9 protein-coding genes are annotated in these 16,900 nt (G+C 61.6%); 6 read left to right on the top strand and 3 right to left on the bottom strand.

The features are described 5' to 3' along the window. Window positions 1-78 precede the first annotated feature (78 nt). From ACZ3GY_RS17905 to ACZ3GY_RS17885, 5 genes are all read left to right on the top strand, one after another. Window positions 79-2,127, top strand: a complete 2,049-nt coding sequence (locus ACZ3GY_RS17905; protein WP_463566156.1) for a methyl-accepting chemotaxis protein — start codon at window positions 79-81, stop codon at window positions 2,125-2,127. Between the two features lie 68 nt (window positions 2,128-2,195). Next, entirely contained in the window at window positions 2,196-3,044 is an 849-nt protein-coding gene (locus ACZ3GY_RS17900; RefSeq protein WP_465911370.1) for a CheR family methyltransferase, read from the top strand. A 14-nt stretch (window positions 3,045-3,058) separates the two neighbouring features. Further along, window positions 3,059-10,627 (top strand): Hpt domain-containing protein, encoded by a 7,569-nt coding sequence (locus ACZ3GY_RS17895; RefSeq protein WP_465911369.1) that lies wholly within the window; start codon window positions 3,059-3,061, stop codon window positions 10,625-10,627. Next, complete coding sequence (locus ACZ3GY_RS17890) at window positions 10,624-11,643, top strand: chemotaxis protein CheB (protein ID WP_465911368.1); 1,020 nt, start codon at window positions 10,624-10,626, stop codon at window positions 11,641-11,643. The genes ACZ3GY_RS17895 and ACZ3GY_RS17890 overlap by 4 nt, the downstream gene beginning before the upstream one ends. A gap of 50 nt (window positions 11,644-11,693) precedes the next feature. Beyond that, window positions 11,694-12,164 carry a chemotaxis protein CheW gene (locus ACZ3GY_RS17885; RefSeq protein WP_463562661.1) on the top strand — a complete coding sequence of 157 codons (471 nt, stop codon included), beginning with the start codon at window positions 11,694-11,696 and terminating at the stop codon, window positions 12,162-12,164. A gap of 145 nt (window positions 12,165-12,309) precedes the next feature. Here ACZ3GY_RS17885 and ACZ3GY_RS17880 read toward each other — a convergent pair whose 3' ends face one another. Together ACZ3GY_RS17880 and ACZ3GY_RS17875 are read right to left on the bottom strand one after the other, a co-directional pair. Beyond that, window positions 12,310-12,834, bottom strand: coding sequence for a cytochrome b (locus tag ACZ3GY_RS17880; RefSeq protein WP_465911367.1), 525 nt, complete (start codon window positions 12,832-12,834; stop codon window positions 12,310-12,312). A gap of 169 nt (window positions 12,835-13,003) precedes the next feature. Next, entirely contained in the window at window positions 13,004-13,723 is a 720-nt protein-coding gene (locus ACZ3GY_RS17875) for a 16S rRNA (uracil(1498)-N(3))-methyltransferase (RefSeq protein ID WP_465911366.1), read from the bottom strand. 385 nt (window positions 13,724-14,108) lie between these two features. On the opposite strand from ACZ3GY_RS17875, the gene ACZ3GY_RS17870 reads away from it, so the two are divergent. Further along, entirely contained in the window at window positions 14,109-15,419 is a 1,311-nt protein-coding gene (locus ACZ3GY_RS17870) for an OprD family porin (protein ID WP_463562658.1), read from the top strand. A 44-nt stretch (window positions 15,420-15,463) separates the two neighbouring features. Here ACZ3GY_RS17870 and ACZ3GY_RS17865 read toward each other — a convergent pair whose 3' ends face one another. Further along, window positions 15,464-16,867, bottom strand: coding sequence for an adenosylmethionine--8-amino-7-oxononanoate transaminase (locus ACZ3GY_RS17865; RefSeq protein WP_465911364.1), 1,404 nt, complete (start codon window positions 16,865-16,867; stop codon window positions 15,464-15,466). Between the last annotated feature and the right edge of the window lie 33 nt (window positions 16,868-16,900).

Below are 16,900 nucleotides of genomic sequence, written 5' to 3'. Positions count from 1 at the left end.
TCGGTGGGGGCGGCTTAGCCAGCCTTCTGACGTTATATGGAATTCGAAGTGCGGTAGGGCCCAGGCGGGGGTCAGATAATGAAAAAAGTAGTCTCAAACAATGTGCTGGCGGGGACACGTGTTGGTGCACTCGTGGCGGGGCTGTTCGTCGCCCTGATCATCTCGATCGTGATGCTGTTCGCCAACTTTGCGTACGTTAATACGCAGAGTAACTACGATACCGAGTACATCGGTCACGCGGGTGAGCTGCGCGTGCTGTCTCAACGTATCGCCAAGAACGCCACCGAAGCTGCCACGGGTACACCCGCCGCTTTCGCATTGCTGCGCGATGCGCGTAACGACTTCGAGCAACGTTGGTCTTACCTGACCGACGGCAATGCGCAAAGTGGTCTGCCGGCAGCGCCTGCAGCGGTTCAGGAACAAATGGCTGCCGTGCAGCAGGACTGGGACGGTTTGCGTCAGAACGCCGATGCCATCCTGACCAGCGAACAGACCGTTCTGTCGCTGCACCAGGTTGCCGCCACGCTGGCGGAAACCATCCCTCAGTTGCAGGTCGAGTACGAAGAGGTTGTCGACATCCTGCTGGAAAGTGGTGCCCCGGCTGCCCAGGTTTCGGTGGCACAGCGTCAGTCGTTGTTAGCCGAGCGGATTCTCGGTTCGGTGAATAAAGTGCTGGCCGGTGATCAGGATTCGGTACAGGCCGCCGACATGTTCGGTCGTGATGCCAGCCTGTTCGGCCGTGTACTCAGCGCCATGCAGGAAGGTAACGCGGCGATGGAAATCGCCAAGGTGAGCGACCAGGAAGCCCTCGAGCGCTTGGCGGAAATTTCCGAGCTGTTCGAATTCGTTTCCGGTTCCGTGGACGAGATTCTGGAAACCTCGCCAGAGCTGTTCCAGGTTCGTGAATCGGCCAACACCATCTTCACCCTGTCGCAAACCCTGTTGGATAAGGCATCCACGCTGTCCGAAGGCTTCGAAGGCCTGGCGGGCAGTCGCTCTCTGAACACTGTCGCCGGCTACGTACTGGGTGCCCTGGCCCTGGGCTCGATTCTGATCATCGGTTTGGTGATGGTGCGTGAGACCAACCGCCGTCTCGCCGAAACCGCCGAGAAGAACGAACGCAACCAGACTGCGATTCTGCGTCTGCTCGATGAGATCGCCGACCTCGCCGACGGCGACTTGACGGTAGCCGCGACGGTAACCGAAGACTTCACCGGTGCCATCGCCGACTCCATCAACTACTCCATCGACCAGTTGCGTGACCTGGTAGCCACGATCAACCTGACCGCCGTTCAGGTAGCGGGCGCTGCCCAGGAAACTCAGGCTACGGCCATGCACCTGGCCGAGGCTTCCGAGCACCAGGCTCAGGAAATCGCCGGTGCTTCCGCGGCGATCAACGAAATGGCCGTGTCGATTGACCAAGTATCGGCGAACGCCTCGGAGTCCTCCGCGGTAGCGGAACGTTCCGTAGCCATCGCCAACAAGGGCAACGAAGTCGTACACAACACCATCACCGGCATGGATAACATCCGTGAGCAGATCCAGGACACCTCGAAGCGGATCAAACGCCTCGGTGAATCGTCCCAGGAGATCGGTGACATCGTAAGCCTCATCAACGACATCGCCGACCAGACCAACATCCTCGCACTGAACGCCGCGATCCAGGCCTCCATGGCCGGTGATGCAGGCCGAGGCTTCGCCGTGGTAGCGGACGAGGTACAGCGCCTCGCAGAACGTTCGTCGGGCGCGACCAAGCAGATCGAGGCGTTGGTAAAGACCATTCAGACCGACACCAACGAAGCCGTTATCTCCATGGAGCAGACCACCTCCGAAGTGGTACGTGGTGCTCGACTGGCACAGGATGCGGGTGTGGCACTGGAAGAGATCGAGAAGGTATCCAAGACCCTCGCGGCGCTCATCCAGAACATTTCCAACGCTGCACGTCAGCAGGCGTCGTCCGCTGGCCACATCTCCAACACCATGAACGTGATTCAGGAGATCACCTCGCAGACGTCGTCCGGTACCACGGCCACCGCCAAGAGCATTGGTAACCTGGCCAAGATGGCCAGTGAGATGCGTAACTCGGTATCCGGCTTCACCCTGCCACAAGACGGCGAGCAGGCCTGATCGACTGCCGGGCGGCGCATTGAACGATGCGCTGCGCGGCAGACGTAGGCGTGAGCGAGGTGCACGACATGCAGTCAGGCGTCTGGGCCCTGCAACCGTTGGCGGACATGTCCGCCACGGAGTTCAGCGACTGGCAACAGTTGCTGGAGTCGCGGCTCGGCATGGTGTTAAACGAGCAGCGCCGGATCTTCCTGCAGACCAACCTCAGCACCCGCATGCGCGAACTGGGCATCAGTGATTACGCCAGCTATTACCGGCAAGTCACGGACGGCCCGCGCGGAGCGGTGGAGTGGGCGAATCTGCTGGATCGGCTGACCGTACAGGAAACCCGCTTCTACCGGCATCCGCCCTCGTTCGAGGTGTACGAAGCCTATGTCGCCCGCCGCGACGAACAAGGGCTGGATGCACCGCTGGCGATCTGGAGCGTGGGTTGCTCCAGTGGTGAAGAACCCTACTCGCTGGCCATTGGTGCCAGTGAGGTACTGGGCGCTGAAGGGTTGTTCGGTGTCACCGGCACCGACATCAGCCGTAGTGCTCTGAGTAAGGCGCGAGAGGGGCTGTACGACGTGCGCCGGTTGCAACAGATGGATGAAAGTCTGCGCGAGCGTTATTTCCAGCAGCAGGCCGATGGACGCTTCAAGGTGTTACCAGAGCTGGCCGCGCGATTGTGTTGCGCCAAGCTCAATGTGCTGGAGTTGGATAAAGCGCCAATGACCGGCATGGACGTTATTTTTTGCCAGAACTTGCTGATTTATTTTCGCCGCTGGCGGCGCCGCGAGATCCTCAACCGCCTGGCCGAGTGCCTGGCGCCTGGGGGCTTGCTGGTGGTCGGAGTGGGCGAGGTGGTCGGTTGGCAGCACCCGGACATGCTTCCGGTGGCCGATGAGCGAGTGCTGGCGTATACCCGCAAGGGCTAAGAGACGGAGTGTGTATGGGTGATCGGCACGACTATGTCGCCCTGGAGTGGGTCAAGGGCGAAATCGCAGAAACCCTGAAGCAGGCGCGACAGGCTCTGGAGGCGTTCGTCGAGAATCCGCAGGATTCGACGCGCATGCGTTTCTGCCAGACCTATGTGCATCAGGTTCACGGCACTCTGCAGATGGTCGAGTTCTTCGGCGCGGCATTGCTCGCCGAGGAAATGGAGCACCTGTCGCAGGCGCTGATCGACGGTCGCGTGACCAACCAGGGCGAGGCTCTGGAAGTGCTGATGCAGGCGATCCTGCAACTGCCGGTTTATCTGGATCGTATCCAGACCGCCCGTCGTGACCTGCCGATGGTGGTACTGCCGCTGCTCAACGACCTGCGCGCTGCGCGGGGCGAGAAGCTGCTGTCGGAAACCAGCCTGTTCTCTCCCGATCTGTCCGCTCGGGCCGTCGCATTGTCGCCGGAGTCGTTGACCCAGCTGCGTACCGCCGAGTTGCCTGCACTGCTACGCAAGTTGCGGCAGATGCTTCAGGTTGCACTGGTTGGCGTGATCCGTCAGCAGGATCTACCCACTAACCTCGGCTATATGGCACGTGTTTTCGCGCGCCTGGAAACCTTGTGCAAGGACTCGCCCCAGGAGTCGCTCTGGCAGATTGCCTCGGGCGTCGTCGAAGGGCTTTCCAATGGCAGCGTGGCCAACGGTACGTCCGTGCGTACCCTATTGCGCCAGGTAGACAAAGAACTCAAACGTCTGGCCGAACAGGGCGCCGACGGTATCAACCAGCCCGCGCCGGACGAACTCACCAAGAATCTGCTGTTTTATGTAGCCAAGGCATCGTCGCAGTCACCGCGCAATCGCGTGCTGCGTGACCGCTACAGCCTTGATGATGCGTTGCCTGACCACGATGTCGTCGATGAGGAGCGTGCCCGTCTGGCTGGTCCGGATCGCGATGCGATGCGTTCGGTGGTTGGCGCGCTCTGCGAAGAGTTGGTGCGGGTCAAGGACAGCCTCGATCTGTTCGTGCGCAGTGACCGCGCGCAGGTCGCGGATCTGGACGCCCTGTTGGTACCGCTCAAGCAGATCGCCGATACCCTCGCCGTGCTGGGTTTCGCTCAGCCGCGCAAGGTTATCGTCGACCAGCTTGATGTGGTTCGTGCCCTGGCTCAGGGTGCCCAGGAACCCAGCGATGCGGTGCTGATGGATGTGGCCGGTGCGCTGCTGTACGTCGAGGCGACACTGACCGGCATGGTCGGTCAAAACGACAGCGCCAAGCGTGAAGAAAGTCATCTGCCCACCACCGATGTGGGGCAGATTCACCAACTGGTGATCAAGGAAGCGCGTAATGGCCTGGAACAGGCCAAGGACGCGATCATCGAATTCATCGCCTCGCAGTGGAATCACGAGCACCTGGCCCGTGTGCCGGAGCTGTTGACCCAGGTGCGCGGCGGGCTGGCAATGATTCCGCTGGCGCGTGCCGCCGCACTGCTCAATGCCTGCAACCGTTATATCCAGGAGCAACTGCTGGCTCGCAAAGCAGTGCCGAACTGGCAGAGCCTCGATACCCTGGCCGACGCCATCACCAGCGTCGAATATTACCTGGAGCGCCTCTCCGAGGATCACGCGACCCAGGGCGACCTGATTCTCGATGTCGCCGAAGAAAGCCTCGCCGCTCTTGGCTACCCACTGCAGGAAAAACCATCGATTCTCGATGCCGCGCCGGGCGAGGAAGAGCCCGCGCCGCTCGATGACCCGCTGCACGACATTGACGTGCTAGCCGCACCAGCTCTCGATAGCGCTGTCGCAGATCAATCCTCACCCCATTACGAAGAGCCGCAGAGCGCCGAAGCGCCTGTAGCCGATGACCAGTCGCTCGAGTTTGGCGAGCCCACCACAGCTTCGCCTGCCGACGGCAGCCCATCGGTGGCCGACGACAGCTGGCCGCAGAGCGATGACGCACAGCCTCTGGCGCCTTTCTCCGTTGAGCCCGAGGTGGCGCAGTCGCCCGCTACGCAACTCACCGAATCGGACGAGCAAACTGATTATCCGTACGCTGACGCGCAGGCACCGGTGGCCGACAGCCACTGGCCGAAGGACAGCGACGAGCTGCCTCAGGCAACGCTTTCTGTCGAGCCCGAGGCTGCTCTGGAGACCATCGACTTTGGCGAACGGGACGAAGACCCATACGCCGATGCGAAGGCGTCGGTCGCCGACGACAGCTGGTCACTGGACGACAGTGATCTGCTCGTCGACGAGACTGCTCGCGCGCCCTTGACCCTGGATGACGCGCCGCTATCTGCAGCCGAGCCTGTGGATCTTGGCGAGCTCGACGCTCTGCCTGCCGCGGATCGAAAGCCGTCGTTGGCTGATGACGACTGGTCGTTCGATCTCGAAGAACAACCGACAGCCCAATCGCAAACACCTGATCTGCAACAGCCACAAGGCGCTGCAGACGACACGTTGTGGTCGCTCGAGGAATTGGAGACCCGGTTGGATCTGGTCGATATCGACCCTCCTGCCAATGAATTGCCACTTCTGGATCTGCCCTCCGAGGGCTTCCAAGACCAGCCGCTCGATCTCGAATCGCTGCAGCTCAACGCAGACGGCGACGTGCAGTGGGATGAAGTCGACCTGGCGGATCTGCAACTGCCGGAAGTCGAACTGCCCGGCATGCCCGAGCCCGTCGCGGCTGCAGAGCCAGCGGCGGAGAAAGCCATCTCGATGGCCGATGTGATGGCCGCTCCCGTGCAGGCTATCAACCCGCCCGCTCTGGATGTGCCACCGAGCCTGCTGCCGCCCCCCGCTGACGAAGAACCTATTGATGAAGAGCTGCGTGAAGTCTTTATCGAAGAAGCGGGCGAAGTGCTGGAAACCATCGCCGAGTTCCTGCCGCGCTGGTCTACCAATACCGAGGACAAGGACGCTCTAATCGAAGTGCGGCGCGCCTTCCACACCCTCAAGGGCAGTGGTCGCATGGTGCGTGCACTGGTTATCGGCGAGCTGGCCTGGTCGATCGAGAACCTGCTCAATCGCGTGCTCGACCGTAGCATCCAGCCGGGTGCCGAGGTACAGCAGGTGATCGGCCAGGTCGTTGCCTTGATGCCGGAACTGGTTGACGAGTTTGCCGCCCAGGCCCAGCGTCAGCGTGATGATGTCGACCGTCTTGCCGCCAATGCTCATGCGCTGGCCAAGGGGCTGAACCTCCCAAAGCATGACGCCCCGGCTGCTGCGGTAGCCGAGCCCGCGGGCGAGATCGAGGCTGCCGCGCCGGTAATCGAAGAGAGTGAAGTGCTGGATCCGCAGTTGCTGGAGATTTTCCGCAACGAGGCGCAATCCCACCTCGAAACCTTGTCTGCGTTTCTCGACGATTGCGCTCGGGAACTGCCGCAGCCGGTGACCGATGACCTGCAACGCGCTCTGCACACGCTCAAAGGCAGCGCCTACATGGCCGGAATCCTGCCGATGGCGGAAGTCGCCGCGCCGCTGGAGAAGATGGTCAAGGAATTCAAGGCCAACCTGCTGCCGTTGGATCTGGCCGAGGCCGAAGTACTCGTCGAGGCGCAGGGGCTATTCGGCCAAGGTCTGGCGCAGTTGGAAAGCGACCCGCTGCGGCCGCTTCCTGGTATCGATGATTACCTGGAGCGAGTGCGGCAGCTACACAACAAACGCCTCGAACACGCCGAGAACCAGCGTCAGGACATGCAAGGCGAAAGCCGCGACCCTCAGTTGATCAGTATCTTCCTCGCCGAAGGTATGGACATCCTGTTGGACGCCGAAGATCTGCTGCGCAGCTGGCGCGAGCATCCGTCCGAGCGGCAGGAACTCAGTGCGCTGCTGGAGGAGCTGACCACCCTTGGCCGTGGTGCGGAGATGGCCGAACTGCCGCAGATCGACGAGCTGTGCGAGGCATTGCTCGATCTGTACGGCGCAGTGGAAGAGGGTAGCCTGGCCGTCAGCGAGCGGTTCTTCGATGAAGCCGAGCAGGCTCATGAAGCGCTGGTCAGCATGATGGATCAGGTCGCTGCAGGTTTGGAAGTCAGCTCCAGTCCCGAGCGTGTCGCCGCCTTGCGTGCGCTGCTCGGCGAAGCCCTTGATCCCGCCAAGCTGGCCCTGTTGTCGGGTGACGTGTCCGGCCTGCAAATCGTCGAGCTCGATGAAGCCACTCGTGCTCTTGAAGAGTCGCTGGTCGTCGACGCGGCCAATGATGAAGTCAGCGAATCGGCACCGTCAGTAGACGCAGCCGATGATGAGTTGGTGTCTATCTTCCTCGAAGAGGCCGTGGACATTCTCGACAGTGCCGGTCGCGCCCTGGAGCGCTGGTTGGCGGAGCCGGAAAACCGTACCGCGCTGTCCTCGCTACAACGTGACCTGCATACCCTCAAGGGTGGCGCGAGCATGGCCGGGATAGCCCCGATCAGCGAGCTGGCCCATGAGCTCGAAGCGCTTTACGAGGGCCTTGTGGATCGTCGTTATGGCGTATCCCCCATCGTTACCGACAGCCTGCAGCAGGGTCATGCCTTTCTGGTCACCATGCTCAACAGCCTGCAACAGCGTCAGCCCGCGCAGCATGCGGATGAGCTGGTCGCGGCAATTCGCCAGTTCCGTCAGCGTGGCGGGCAGGATGAACAGTCCGTAGAGCCCGACGTGCCAGTGTTGCCCGAGCTGATCAAGGTGCCGGGTACGCAGCCGGACAGCGTGCCGGTTGCTGAGGCACCGGTAGTTGACGAACCGCTCATCGAGCCACTGAGCGGGGCTGACATCACGACCCCAGCACCGTCGTTGCAGCAGGTCCCGGTGGACGACAATCGTGACCCCGAGCTGGTGGAAATATTCCTCGAAGAAGGCTTCGACATCATCGACAGTGCCGGTGCAGCGCTGTCGCACTGGATGGACGACGTCGACAACAGCCTCGATCTGGAGTCTCTACAGCGTGATCTGCACACCCTCAAGGGTGGTGCGCGGATGGCCGAAATCCGCGAGATTGGTGACCTGGCTCATGAGCTGGAATTCCTCTATGAGGATCTTGGCAATGGCCGCCTGCGCGCCAGCCCAATGCTGTTCGAGCTGCTCCAGGCTTGCCATGACCGCCTGGCGGAAATGCTCGATGCTGTCCGTGCTCATCGGCCGATACCTGGTGGCGACGAACTGATCGAAACCATTCGCCGGCTGCGCGCCAACCCCGATGAACAACTGAGCATGCCCACAGCGGTACCGCTGCGTGCCGTTCAGGACGAAGCGTTCGATACCGAGGAGGACATTCTCGATATCTTCCTCGAGGAAGCCGACGAGCTGCTCGAAGCCATGGAGGCGGGGATCGGTCGTTGGGAAGAACGCCGTGATGACGCCAGCGCCATCGATGACCTACTGCGCGTGTTGCACACACTGAAAGGCGGTGCACGGTTGGCAGGTCAGAAACACCTGGGTGACCTGAGCCATGACCTTGAGCAGCACCTGACTGAAGCCCAGACGCAGGGCGCGCCCTGGCCGGAAAGTTTGTACCTCGATGTGCAGTCCGGTTTCGAAGGCTTGCAGAAGAACCTCGACGAGTTGCGTCTGCGCCTGCAGCAACAGCCGCTGGACGAGCGCCCGGCCGAGCCGGAGCCCGTTACCGCTCGTGCGCTGACCTCCATCGTTGCGGCTAGCGAGCAGCCCGCTGCGCAGTCGCAGCGCCGTGTGTTGCCCTTCGTACAGCGTGCCGAGGTAGCCGCTGAAGAGGCTGCATCTCGCCGTGCCCCGCAGGAGCTGGTCAAGGTCCCGGCGGATCTGCTTGAGGGGCTGGTCAACCTGGCCGGTGAAACCTCGATCTTCCGCGGCCGTGTCGAGCAGCAGGTCAGCGACTTCGGTTTCACCCTGAGCGAGATGGAAGCGACCATCGACCGGGTGCGCGATCAGTTGCGCCGCCTCGATACCGAGACTCAGGCGCAGATTCTCAGCCGCTATCAGGCCGAGGCCGAGCGGGCGGGATACGAAGATTTCGACCCGCTGGAAATGGATCGCCATTCGCAGTTGCAGCAACTTTCGCGTGCACTCTTCGAGTCGGCGTCCGACTTGCTGGACTTGAAGGAAACCCTGGCCTCGCGTAACCGCGATGCGGAAACCCTGTTACTGCAACAGGCGCGAGTCAACACCGAACTGCAGGAAGGCCTCATGCGTACGCGCATGGTGCCTTTCGACCGCCTGGTGCCGCGCCTGCGGCGTATCGTCCGGCAGGTCGCCAGCGAGCTGGGCAAACAAGTCGAATTCATCGTCGGCAACGCTGACGGCGAGATGGATCGTACGGTGCTCGAACGCATCGTTGCACCGCTTGAGCACATGCTGCGCAACGCCGTTGACCACGGCATTGAAGGCGCCGCCGCACGCCGTGAGGCCGGCAAGCCAGAGCAGGGCAATATCCGCCTGGGCCTTACCCGCGAAGGCGGTGATATCGTACTGACTCTCAGTGATGACGGTGCCGGGATCAACCTTGATGCGGTACGCCGTAAGGCCATCGAGCGGGGCCTGATGGATGTCGGCTCCGACCTTAGCGAGCACGAGATTCTACAGTTCATCCTTGAGGCAGGGTTCTCCACGGCCGAGAAGGTCACGCAGATTTCCGGGCGTGGTGTCGGTATGGACGTCGTCAATGCCGAGGTCAAGCAGCTCGGTGGCTCCATGAGCATCGACTCCACGGCAGGCCAGGGCACTACATTCCGCATCCGCTTGCCGTTCACCGTGTCGGTCAACCGTGCGTTGATGGTGCTGTCCGGCGAGGATTTGTACGCCATTCCGCTGAACACCATCGAAGGTATCGTGCGGGTGTCGCCTTATGAGCTGGAGGCCTACTACGGGCCGGACGCCCCGCGCTTCGAGTATGCCGGTCAGGCCTACGAACTGCGTTATCTGGGTGATCTACTCAATAACGGGCAGCATCCCAAACTGGTTGGCCAGAGCCTGCCACTGCCGGTCATTCTGGTGCGCTCCAGTGAGCACGCGGTCGCCGTTCAGGTGGACTCCCTGGCGGGCTCGCGAGAAATTGTGGTGAAGAGCATGGGGCCGCAGTTCGCCGCCGTGCACGGTATTTCCGGCGCGACCATTCTCGGTGACGGTCGCGTGGTGGTGATTCTCGATCTACTGGCGACCATCCGTGAATTGCATGCGCACTTGCAGCACTTGGTTCGGCCACGGCTGTCGGCCGACTTTGGTGCCGTCCCTGAGGTTGAGGTGGAGCGTCCAACGTTGGTCATGGTGGTGGATGACTCGGTGACAGTACGCAAGGTTACCAGTCGCCTGCTGGAGCGTAACGGCATGAACGTGCTGACTGCCAAGGACGGGGTCGACGCTATCGCCCAGCTTCAGGAACATCGCCCCGACATCATGTTGTTGGATATCGAGATGCCGCGGATGGATGGTTTCGAGGTCGCCAACCTGATTCGCCACGACGAAGGACTGAAGGATCTGCCGATCATCATGATTACCTCGCGTACCGGTGAGAAACACCGAGAGCGTGCGATGAGCATTGGTGTCAACGAATACCTCGGCAAGCCGTATCAGGAATCGCTGTTGCTGGGCGCTATCGAAAAATGGACCAAGCGTTCATGAGCGAGCGCAGCGCGGCCCGTATCGCCGTGATTGCCGACACGTCGCTGCAGCGCCATGTGCTGCAGCAGGCGTTGAGCAGCAATGGTTATCAGGTGGTACTCAATAGCGATCCGGCGCGCCTTGACGATGCAGCGCTGCGGGCGTGCGAGGCCGAGCTGTGGGTGGTCGACCTGGCGCAGTCCGATGATCTGCCATTGATCGATGCACTGATGGCGGACTCCTCTGTGCCGGTACTGTTCGGTGAAGGCCATGCGCCTGAGCGCAGCTCTGAGCACTATCCGCGCTGGGAGCGCCGCCTGGTTGGGAAGTTGAAAAAGCTGGTGGGTGATCCAGCTTTATCAGCGGGTGCCAGCCTGGATGGTCTGCTCGCTGAAACGCAGCGCCCTGGGCGCATAGAGTTGCCATCGGTACTGGCCAATACGCCCCTTCAAGCTGGTGAGCCGGCCAAGCAGGTCTGGTTGCTGGCGGCGTCGCTTGGCGGCCCAGCGGCGGTAAAAGCCTTTCTCGATGCATTGCCCGGTGGTCTGCCAGTGGGTTTCCTTTACGCCCAGCATATCGATCCCAGCTTTGAAACGACGCTGCCCCAGGCCGTCGGCCGTCACAGCCAGTGGCGTGTCGGTACCGTGCGCGCAGGCGACAGTGTGCGCTGCGGCGAGGTGGTGGTGGTGCCGGTCAGTAACGAGCTGACCTTCAGCGATGACGGCGATCTACAGGTCACGGATCGCCCTTGGCCGGATCCTTACAGTCCGTCGATCGACCAGATGATGCTCAACCTTGCCCAGCACTACGCTGCGTGCAGTGGTGTTATTGCCTTCAGCGGTATGGGCAGCGATGGCAGCGCGGCAGCCGCCTACGTAAAACGCCAGGGTGGGGTGATCTGGACGCAGCGTGCCGACAGCTGCGTGTGCTCGAGCATGCCCGATAGTCTGCGCGAGGGTGGCTACAGCAGCTTCAGTGCTGACCCGCGAGAGCTAGCCGCTGCGTTGGTCGACTACCTCGCCGAGCAGTGCCGTTGATAGGCTTCGGCTTCCCTTCATTGATTTTCGCTGCATAACAGGATTTTTTCATGAGCCAAGCCGTCGTTACCCAGAACAGCGTCAGCAGCCTGACCGGTCTGGTCGTGCCGCTGGCCGATCGCACGCTGCTGCTGCCCAACGTGGCCGTAGCCGAGCTGGTTCCCTACCGCGCCCCGCCAGCCATGCATGGCCTGCCCAGTTGGTTTCTCGGTCAGGTGGCCTGGCGTGACCTGAGCTTGCCACTGCTGTCGTTCGAGGCGGCGTCCGGTGGCCAGGCGGTCGTCGGTGATAGCCCACGGATCGCTATTCTCAATGCGTTGGGCGGGCGTGCGAACGTCAAGTTCATCGCCTTGTTGGTACAGGGTATTCCGCGTTCGCTGCGGGTTGCAGAGGATCTGCCACGGGCGGATGTGCCGTTGGCGCCTTTGGAGTTAGCTGCGGTCAAGGTGGACGACATGGTGCTGCGCATCCCTGACCTGGAAGGGCTGGAACAGCTGCTTGCCGACGCCGAGCTGATCTAGTCAGGCTTACGCCAGGTGATAGATCGTCTGCTCTTTCTCGCTAAGACTCATAATTAAGTGTCGCCGCTCGCTAGCCTATTGAAGGCGACGAGATTACCGAGCGTTACCCGGCCGACAGGCTGCTTAACGAGTCGCAGGGCGGGTATCAGCCGCGGCGGGGTAGCATCGCCTTGAGCACGCCATCGCGCAGTCGATAGTGGTGCCAGAGCGCGATGAAGGTGTGGCCGAGTATCAGTGCGAACAACAGGTATTTGGCCGTCAGGTGGAACTGACGGGCGAGTGCCCGTGCTGCGTCGGAAAGGGGCAGCGGGTCGATCTGCACCAGCCAGAACAGTTCCACGGGCCGTCTGCCGAATAGCAGGCCGCTCAGTGGCATCAGCAGTAGCAGCAAGTAGAGTGCGAGGTGACCAGTCTTGGCCGCGCGGCGCTGCCAGGCTGGGCTATCGCGCAGCAGGTGTGGTGTACCGTGGCGAGCGCGTACCAGTAGGCGCAGCACGGTAAGCAGCAGAATGGTCAGCCCCAGAGATTTATGCAGAGTGAACACGCCGCCCGTACCGCCGAGCAAGTCGGCGACCAGATCCTGACCATAGGGAAGGAACAGCGTGCAGAGCACCAGCACGGCAGTGAGCCAGTGCAGGCTGATCTGGGTGCGCGAATAGCGATCTTTCATGGTTTCGCCTCTCATCAGGCACCCACAGCGTGCCGACTCTGACCGCGCGATCATACCCATTTGGCCAGACGTTTTTTGTGGTTTTGTCGCCATTGATTCATAGCGGCTGCAACCGGGTGCTGTCAAAGCGACAGCCCTGTGATTGATAAAGTGAGCGGTGCGTCAGTGCTCAGTAATCGCCCCATAGATGCTGGGCTATCGCCAGTGCTGCCACGGGGGCCGTTTCCGTACGCAGCACCCGCGGCCCTAGGCGCGCAGCCTGGAAGCCGGCGTTCTGCGCATGTTCGACTTCTGCGTCGCTCAGACCACCTTCGGGGCCAATCAGAAAAGCCAGCGACTGTGGTCTGGCATGGCTGGTCAGCGGCTCGGCGACCGGGTGCAGTACCAGTTTCAGGTCGGCCTGGTTTTGTCGCAGCCACTCGTCGAGGGTAATGGGTGAATGGATCAGTGGGATCACGGAACGCCCGCATTGCTCGCAGGCGCTGATCGCTACCTGACGCCAATGGGCCATGCGTTTGTCGGCGCGCTCATCTTTCAGACGCACCTCGCAGCGCGCGCTGATGATCGGGCTGATGACCTGGGCGCCGAGTTCGGTGGCTTTCTGGATAGCCCAATCCATACGTTCGCCACGGGAAAGTCCCTGCCCCAAATGGATGTGCAACGGTGATTCGGGCTGCCCGTCAAATTGTTCGTTTAGCTCGACACGCACCACTTTCTTGCCGACTTCGATCAGCTCGCCGCGAAACTCCTGCCCGCTGCCATCGAACAGTTGCACCGCATCGCCCGCTGAATGACGTAGCACGCGGCCAATGTAGTGGGCCTGGGCTTCCGGCAACTCGTGTTGGCCGAGGGCAAGAGGGGCGTCGATAAAAAAGCGAGAGAGGCGCATGGCGGTAATGGGTATGGCTGTGGGTGGGCAAGCATAACCGCCTGAGGTTTTTTCTGCAGGTCGGCAAATTTTCCCTGGGCGGCTACAGACCGTGCGGTGGGGCGTATTAGAGGGGGCTGGCACACACCAATCAGGGCTGCTTCGGCTGGTGCAGGGGTTGCGGTAAGGCGCCGATAAGCCCTAGGGTAAAAAGAGAACGGCTCTGTTCCCGGGCTGCATTCCCGGGGGGCTTCAACACGGCAGGGCTGATTAAAGGGGTAGGTGGCTCACACGTACGCACGTCAGGCTGGGGAGACCTGTTGCCGTGCATCGTCGTGGGCGCTGCAGCCTGCCCCGTTCCAAGGGCGGAGTATCCGCCGACACATTCCACGCATAGGGAATAATAATGAAAGTGCAACGTACCGGATTATCGTTGATGGCGCTAAGCGCCAGCGTTCTGGCCATTTCCACCGCTCAGGCAAGCCAGGCCGAATCCAAAGGGTTTCTCGAAGACAGCACGCTGGATCTGCTTGCTCGCAACGTCTACTGGCACATGGATCGCCACGCCACGGGCGCCCAGGACAATCGTGAATGGGGCCAGGGCTTTCATCTGAATTACAGCTCGGGCTACACGCAGGGCACCGTCGGCTTCGGTGTCGATCTGAATGCCTACATGGGCATCAAGCTGGACAGTGGTCGCGGACGCTCGGGATCTGGGCTGCTGCCGGTGGATTCGTCCACCGGGCGTGCCGACGATGAATTCGGCACTCTGGGCGGCGCGGTGAAAATGCGTCTCTCCAATTCGGAGCTCAAGTACGGCCAACTGCGCCCCTACAACCCGGTCATCGCGGTTGCCGATGCCCGCCTGGTACCCGCCACCGCCACCGGTTTCCAGCTGACCAGCGCCGAGATCGACGGGCTGATCATTGACGCCGGTCATTTCACGTCGTCCAAGGATTTCAATCAGGCCGGTAGTCGCGACGGCTTCTACAGTACCTACGCGCCGGGTGTGGAAGGCGGCAATGTCGATTATCTGGGGGCCAATTGGGTAGCCACCGATGCCTTGAGCTTCAGCGCCTACGCCTCGCGCTATGAAGACCTGTGGCGTCAGTACTACGGCAATGCCATCTACAACCTGCCGCTCAGTGACGAGCAGGCACTGAATTTTGATTTCAACATCTACCGTACGCTGGACGAGGGCAAGTCCGTGGCTGGCGACATCGACGTCACCGCCTGGTCGCTGGCAACCGCCTACTCCGTGGGCGCACACACCTTCACCATTGCCCACCAGCGGGTTCATGGCGATCAGCCATTCGACTACCTGACGCTCGGTGGCGGCGGCGCGCAGGATTCCATCTACCTGGCCAACTCTTCGCAGCTGGTGGACTTCAATGGGCCGGGTGAGCGCTCCTGGCGGGCCACCTACGCCATGGATCTGGCCAGTTACGGGGTGCCTGGGCTGTCGTTCTACGTCTCGTACATTCGTGGCGACAATGTCGATGGCAGCAAGATGGATGCGTCCAGTCCCTACGCCTATTACGCCGACAACGAGAAGCACTGGGAGCGTGACGTGAACGTCCAGTACGTGGTGCAGAGTGGCGCGGCCAAGGATCTCAAGTTCCGTCTGCGTCAGGCGACGCACCGCATCTCCGGAACTTCGGATGTGGACTCCGACCAGGTGCGCTTCATCGTCGAATATCCGCTGAGCGTGCTCTGAGGGCGACATGATGGCAGGCGGGAAAAACCCGCCTGCCGCATTGCTCAGCCCGGGTCGCGAAAGCCCGGGTAACGGGTATCGCCGGTGGCCACGCTGACCGAGGTACGGGTGGCCAGATCGATACCTTCACTGGCGACTTCGGCAAGAAAGTCGATCTGCTCTTCGGTGATCACGTAGGGCGGCAGGAAATACACCACGCTGCCCAGCGGCCTTAGCAACGCACCGCGGGTCAGGGCGTGCTGATACACCTGCAGGCCGCGTCGCTCCTGCCAGGGGTAGGCAACCTTGCCAGCCTTGTCTTGAACCATTTCGATGGCCAGGGCCATACCGGTCTGGCGTACCTCAGCCACATGCGGATGATCGACCAAATGTGCAGTGGCGCTGGCCATACGTGTGGCCAGCGCCTTGTTGGCCTCGATCACGCCGTCCTCTTCAAAGATATCCAGCGTCGCCAGGGCCGCCGCACAAGCCAGCGGGTTGCCGGTGTAGGTATGCGAGTGGAGAAAGGCGCGCAGGGTGGCGTAATCGTCGTAGAAGGCGCTGTAGACATCATCGGTGGTCAATACCGCTGCCATCGGCAGGTAGCCGCCGGTGAGTGCCTTCGACAGCACCAGGAAATCCGGCGTGATGCCCGCCTGCTCGCAGGCGAACATGGTGCCGGTGCGGCCAAAGCCGACGGCGATCTCGTCATGGATCAGGTGCACGCCATAACGGTCGCAGGCTTCGCTTAGCAGAGTCAGGTAGATGGGGTGATACATGCGCATACCGCCCGCGCCCTGGATCAGCGGCTCGACGATCACCGCCGCGACTTCGTGGTGATGATCGGCCAGGGTTTGCTCCATCGCCGCGAACATCGTCCGCGAGTGGTCTTCCCAGCTCACGCCGTCCGGGCGCAGGTAACAGTCCGGGCTGGGCACCTTGAGAGTATCGAGCAGCAGCGCCTTGTAGGTATCGGTGAACAACGCCACGTCGCCCACCGACATCGCGGCCACTGTTTCGCCGTGATAACTGTTGCTCAGGGTGATGAAGCGTTTCTTCGCCGGCTTGCCGCTGTTGAGCCAGTAATGGAAGCTCATCTTCAGCGCCACTTCGATCCCCGAGGAGCCGTTGTCAGCGTAGAACACGCGGTTCAGGCCTTCTGGCGTAATGCGCACCAGACGCTCGGACAGCTCGATCACGGGTTGATGGCTGAAGCCCGCCAGCATCACGTGTTCAAGCGTATCGACTTGCGCCTTGATGCGTTCGCCGATACGCGGATTGCCATGGCCGAAGACGTTTACCCACCAGGAACTGACCGCATCCAGGTAACGCTTGCCCTCGAAGTCTTCCAGCCAGACGCCTTCACCACGCCGGATGGGAATAAGCGGCAGCCGCTCGTGATCCTTCATCTGCGTACAGGGGTGCCAGAGAACTTCCAGGTCACGCTGCATCCAGTGTTGGTTACTCATCGACGTGCTCTCCCAATCATCAGCGGGCAAGCC

The sequence above is a fragment of the Pseudomonas sp. PME37.24/006 genome (genome assembly GCF_055556635.1).
Note: the sequence above shows the minus strand (reverse complement) of the source record. Positions and strands in the feature narration are given on the sequence as shown.